Here is a 5668-nt window from a genome sequence, read left to right as displayed (position 1 = left end):
AAGCAGCAGCTTGAAAGATGAGGGGTATAAATCAACCCGTGAATAGTCTGATAGTATAAAGATACTCCTTTATGTTTTTTCGGATAATATCTTTTTTTGCTGATTTTTTCAATTTTATGTTAATGGTTAATAGACTTAGATTAAATATAATAAATATTCTCTTAAAAAATTTCACTTATAGTTAAATCAGTCTTTTATATAAAACATTTAATATCTTTGTTTTCGTGCCTTCAAATGGTCATAGCAAGTTAGGTAAATGTAAAATAAGCGGAAGATAGCATCGTCGATAAATACATTAAACATGATGGAAAATAAACCGTTTTTAGTTACTCTATCCCTTTTCAAAATCTGGGATTAATAGATATCTTTTTTTTGCCCTCAGTTAACCAATCACTGAAAAGAAAACAGCTTATCGATCGACCAAAAAAGGGAAAATAACTAAAAAGAGAAAGTAAATCATATTAAAAAAATGACAAATCTGTAAAGTGATTCTTATTCTAGGGATTATAATTTTCAACTGGAGAGTGATATTGCTCAATTTTGTCTTTTATTGATTATTTCCGCAGTTAACGGCAGAAACCGCTGTATGGCTGATTGCTTTACCCTGTACACCAAGAATTTGACCGTTATCACTAATCAGCTTGGCACCTTCCACATTAATCTGGTTACTAATCGCGGTTTGCAGATTATCCGTAAAACTGCCGCCATTCAGGACTGTGCCTATTGTTGAGTTCACTACGGAATTATGGATAGGCGGGTACATCCACTAAACCATGAAAGAATCAGCTCAAAGTTAAATGGCCTGAGTCCAGGAGTTCCGGACTCAGGTATCATTAACTGCTTAGTGTAACCTGTCAGCGCTTCCTGAAGTTTATGGATTTGTCGCTCTGTTTCATTCTTACTTATAACCTGTCCAACTTTATAGGGGTCAGTTCAATACGCGGGGGTTTAATTTCCAGTTTCCATCCATTAACAGTAATTTCTCTGCCATAAAGTCTGACCATGAATACGCCTTTTTCTAATTACACTCAATCAATTCCCCCACTGTGCAGTTTTATACCTGACCAACAACAGCCCGACGCAAAGCAGGGACCAATTTATTTATTCAATAAATGTTCTTTTGCTTTTGATAAAGCATCTTGAAGCCAATCAAGATCAATAGTTCTAGCATTAGGAGAAAATTCTACCTTAATATTTTTAATTCCCTCTTCTTGTTGCAAAAGAGCAAAAAATTCTCCATTACAATAAATTTCAGCGATCAAATATTCATAATCTACATCGCTTGCTACGACAATTTTTAGTTGATGTCTATTATTCATTATGGCTCCAAAAATCCACGGAAGTTACCTTGAGGATCGAATCTGGCCCCGCGACCATCCGATGCTATTATATCAAAACCACCAAAACGATTGCCCTCTTGGACCTTAGCTCCTGGCGATTTGATTATTCCCTCCAAGATTTTTGTCCTTGTTGATTAATCTGTGCTGGACTTCCTTTAGCAACAGGGAATGCACTCCCCTCTCGGCTACCATGTTTCTGCAAGGCTCTACCAGCAACAGTTAAATCTCCTGCTTTAGCAGCCGGATCAATTTTAGTTCCTGTTTTAGCAAGTTCAGTTAACCCTAATTTGCCAAACCTCTCTGTGTCTATTTTTTGGGCAATAGGTTCATTACGTATATTTTTAGTTGCATCAACTGCTACAGTTTCTGTTTTTACCGCCGTAGCTGTTGCCGAGTTGCGCTCTATATACAACGTTTCTTTTTCAATCAAACTAGCTACGACATGGGTATCAGGTTTAGCATTACTTAACAGCGGTTTTGAAGCATGATTCAACTCTTCTGCTAAATTCTTCGCTCCTTCTTTGCTGTTACCTAATACTTTTACGGCTCCCGTCGCCAAAACGCCAGTCCCAACCGCCGCTTCCGGTGCAACCGCATCAGCAACAAAAATCCCCACGTTATTCAGGCACAGCGCCGGATTGGCTTTACAGCCTTCAAGCGCAATACGCCCTGCCGTTGCCATTTCAGCCGAGCCCGCAATCAATATATGACCGCCATAAACCAGCGCATAGCCGCCTGCCGCCACGGCGGTGACGGCAATCGCTGCATTCCGCCGCGCAACAACGCGCTCTTTCGCAGCTTTATCCCCTTTCTCTGCCGCTAAGATATCTTTTTGATTATCTACCGATAACTGATGCAACATATGCTCAGTCATATTATTGCGATAGACAAGCTCTGTGCTGTTTACCGCACTGTAAGCGCCTTGCGGAGTATGGCTAATGGTGCCCAGACCTCAACTCACCATTAAAGGGTTCTGACTGGAACAACTCAATTCTTATGTTGGTAGATCAGTTGTCATAAAAATAAAAGAATATAGCCCGATTAGGTGAACTGTACCTTAATCAGTTAGTGTCTAACTTTTGGGGTGCAGTTCATAAGGCCGGGAGCTTTTTTTAACGTAACCAGAACGGTGGATCGTCTGGGCCAAGTGCATCAAATTGCTCAAGAGGACGATTCTTATCATCAATAAACCATGGTAAATCGGAGATCACTATTTTTACTGGCTGATATATTTTAAATGTGTTCAAAAACGATTCGGCAGACTCTTTAGCATCAACAAAACGACGGAAGTAATCTGTAAACACAAGATTTAATGTTAGCTGATTTAGATTTAGCTTTGTTAACTCAAGATTCACTCCCATCATTTTCCAATCAACTGTATTGCTTTGAACTTTGCCAAATAAACACTCAACAATAGACATAAGTTCCATTGCTGGCCTAAGCTCATTTTGTTTCAGATAACGACAATAAAGACGATCTGTTAATAAACTAAAATCATATTCGGATTGAACATGTTCAGCATAGACAGTTATACACTGAAAAAAAACAATCACATCTGAAGCAGGGCCATGCTCATAAACGGTATGACCACCATGAAATCCTATATTTTTCATTTTGTTTTAAATCCTATGTCAGTCGGACTGATTGTTCCATCCGATTTTTGAACTATCTCCTGAATAATCATATCCTTTTGGTTTTGTGTAACCTGCTGACCTCGGATATCAATAACAACTTCTTGCTTCATCCCTGCTGGAAGGTTTTTCTGCCGCTCAATCGCCTGTTTAGCAACATTATTAATCAAGCCATTTTTATTCGTTGCAATGTTATAATTTTTTACTTCAACACTGCAAACATTGCCTTGACACCAGTCTGGGCGAACACTGCCTTTAGTGCCGTAGGGGACTTCTTTACCCTCTTTAAAAGTCACTTGACCACTCCAGCCATCACCCAAATCTTTCCCGACATCAATTTCTGACTTTCTGTGACCGGGGCGTGAGATTGATGTAATTTCATCACTGGCCTTATTGATCAGTTTAGACGCTTCTCCAACGTCACCTTTCTGTAAGGCTTTCTCTACCGCCTTGATAGTTTTCCCGGCAGCATCACTCGCTCCCGGAATAATCGCTACTGCGGCTGCCAAAAAAAGAAATCCTAACCGTATGAACTGCACCTTTATAAGTTGAGTATCCAACTTTTGGGGTACAGTTCACAGGGCCAAGAACTTTTTTTAACGTAACCAGAATGGTGGATCGTCTGGGCTTAAAGCATCGTATTGCTCAAGAGGGCGATCTCTATCTGTCATAAAATCAGGCATGCCTGTTATCACTATTCTAACTGGCTTATAAATACCCCAGTCTCCATGAAATCCTTGGGCGGATTTTATACAATGCTCTATTCCTTCAAAGTATTTAAAAAATCTGCATTCCTGCTCCTTTGATAATCTCTGACGGAGCTGCGTTATCAACGAAGATGCTTCTTCTAGTTCATGAAGATGAAGATACTTTTGGTAAAACTGAGACAAGATTTTTTGATCATTAATATCATATATCTGTTCATTTAAAATAGAAAAAAAGTAGGTCATTTCTGATGCAGAACCAAGCTCCACAATAGAACTACCGCCATAAAAACCAATACGTTTCATGTTAGTTACCTTTTAAACTCGATTACCGCCGGATCTATAATTCCATTTGATTTTTGAACAATACCTTTAATAATTTCCCTCTCCTGTTCTAGCGACACAGTTTGCCCACGGATATCAATAATTACTCTCTGTTCCATTCCCGCAGGTAGATTTTTCTGCCGCTCAATCGCTTGTTTGGCAACATTATTAATCAGGCCATTTTGGTTCGTTGCAATGTTATAATTCTTCACTTCAACGCTGCAAACATTTCCCTGACACCAGTCTGGGCGAACACTGCCTTTAGTTCCATAGGGAACTTCTTTGCCATCCTTAAATGTAACCTGACCACTCCAGCCATCACCCAAATCTTTCCCGACATCAATTTCTGACTTTCTGTGACCGGGGCGTGAGATTGATGTAATTTCATCACTGGCCTTATTGATCAGTTTAGACGCTTCTCCAACGTCACCTTTCTGTAAGGCTTTCTCTACCGCCTTGATAGTTTTCCCGGCAGCATCACCCGCTCCCGGAATAATCGCTACTGCGGCGACCAGATAATCTAACGCATTCTGCGCTTCAACAAAGCCTTTGATATCACCAATGACCGGTATGAAGTCAGTACCAAGACTGACAACGTCTCCGGCTTGTTTACACGCCTCCGGTGACTGCTGACAAAAGGCCGAAAGCCTACGTGATGTAGGCTTTCAGTTCAAACTTACTGGGAACTCTAACAGTTATTAAGCCTGTAATGATATTTTCGCCAATCGACCATCTTGGGCAAATTCTATATGTAAGACATAATCATTACTTTCATATTTTATCCATCTATTGATATACCCCAACAGCATATCTGTCTTACCACCGCCACTTGCCGATGGTTTTCCTTTTACTTCTACAATATCTTTTTCTTTATTATCGATTCCTATTCCCGGAGGGAATTCCCCTTGATATATCGAAAAACCTTCTTCTGGTTTCATGAAGAAAGTAATTTGGGTTACCAAATCATTTTCCAATAAAAACAATATACCTGCCTGAAAGAATGAATAGTAAATCCTCTCTCCTAACATATCAGCTGTAACTACAGGTAATTCACCAATATCTTGAGGTAACAGGACAAAAATATTATTCACACTCGATTCATTAACCATGCTAATGTAATCTTGCCATCTCAACATTATTCAGACACTCCCATCTGACGATTACGCTCTACGATCTTTTTAATAGCTTCGTCAACTAACTTAGGATCATATCCACGTTCTATCATATTAATTCTTAATGTTTCAGTATCACGACACACTGCACCACATAAGTCTGCTGCGTCCTGATTTACCTGTTCTGATGTATTTTTACCTCTATAAGTTCGACTCTTAGCATGAGCATCTTTAGGAAGTTCAACAGCAGTAGCATTATTATATAGAGTCTTTTCTTCTTGAGGTGTTAGCTTTCTTCCAAGTTCATTCTCTTTGGCTTTCCTAAGGGCAGCGAAAGATGGAATATGATCGTGTTCAAGATTATCTCCGACTACAGCTTTAGACTTCAGTTCCTTATAGGGACCAACGTCGAGCGGTTTCACTGCCTGAATTTCATCACTGGCCTTATTGATCAGTTTAGACGCTTCCCCGACGTCACCTTTCTGTAAGGCTTTCTCTACCGCCTTGATAGTTTTCCCGGCGGCATCACCCGCTCCCGGAATAATCGCTACTGCGGC

At 39.9% G+C, this 5668-nt stretch carries 8 protein-coding genes and 1 pseudogene; all 9 read right to left on the bottom strand.

Going from position 1 to position 5668, the window contains the following annotated elements; all coding sequences use genetic code 11:
- Window positions 1-547 precede the first annotated feature (547 nt).
- Complete coding sequence (locus KZ793_RS02155) at window positions 548-736, bottom strand: DUF637 domain-containing protein (RefSeq protein WP_317987436.1); 189 nt, start codon at window positions 734-736, stop codon at window positions 548-550.
- Window positions 737-1097: 361 nt separating this feature from the next.
- Window positions 1098-1319 (bottom strand): hypothetical protein, encoded by a 222-nt coding sequence (locus KZ793_RS02150; protein WP_225813097.1) that lies wholly within the window; start codon window positions 1317-1319, stop codon window positions 1098-1100.
- Window positions 1320-1443: 124 nt separating this feature from the next.
- A complete protein-coding gene (locus KZ793_RS02145; protein WP_225813095.1) occupies window positions 1444-2214 on the bottom strand; it encodes a hypothetical protein in 771 nt (256 codons plus the stop codon).
- Between the two features lie 238 nt (window positions 2215-2452).
- Window positions 2453-2953: a hypothetical protein gene (locus KZ793_RS02140; RefSeq protein WP_225813094.1), complete on the bottom strand. Its 501-nt coding sequence runs from the start codon at window positions 2951-2953 to the stop codon at window positions 2453-2455.
- Window positions 2950-3480, bottom strand: coding sequence for a hypothetical protein (locus KZ793_RS02135; protein WP_225813092.1), 531 nt, complete (start codon window positions 3478-3480; stop codon window positions 2950-2952). Before KZ793_RS02135 ends, KZ793_RS02140 begins: the two co-directional genes overlap by 4 nt.
- Window positions 3481-3567: 87 nt before the next feature.
- The gene (locus tag KZ793_RS02130; RefSeq protein ID WP_225813090.1) at window positions 3568-3981 is read right to left on the bottom strand and encodes a hypothetical protein; all 414 of its coding nucleotides are present in this window, start codon (window positions 3979-3981) and stop codon (window positions 3568-3570) included.
- A 5-nt stretch (window positions 3982-3986) separates the two neighbouring features.
- Entirely contained in the window at window positions 3987-4325 is a 339-nt protein-coding gene (locus KZ793_RS02125) for an adhesin (RefSeq protein WP_225813088.1), read from the bottom strand.
- A gap of 372 nt (window positions 4326-4697) precedes the next feature.
- On the bottom strand, window positions 4698-5135 hold the full coding sequence (locus KZ793_RS02120; RefSeq protein ID WP_225813086.1) for a hypothetical protein: 438 nt from the start codon (window positions 5133-5135) through the stop codon (window positions 4698-4700).
- Window positions 5135-5668: pseudogene (locus tag KZ793_RS02115) on the bottom strand (hypothetical protein); the annotation flags it as partial. The pseudogene KZ793_RS02115 and the gene KZ793_RS02120, both read right to left, overlap by 1 nt.

The sequence above is a fragment of the Photorhabdus antumapuensis genome (genome assembly GCF_020387775.1).
Classification (GTDB): Bacteria; Pseudomonadota; Gammaproteobacteria; order Enterobacterales; family Enterobacteriaceae; genus Photorhabdus; species Photorhabdus antumapuensis.
The sequence above is the reverse complement of the archived record's forward strand: the minus strand, read 5'-3'. Positions and strand labels throughout refer to the sequence as shown.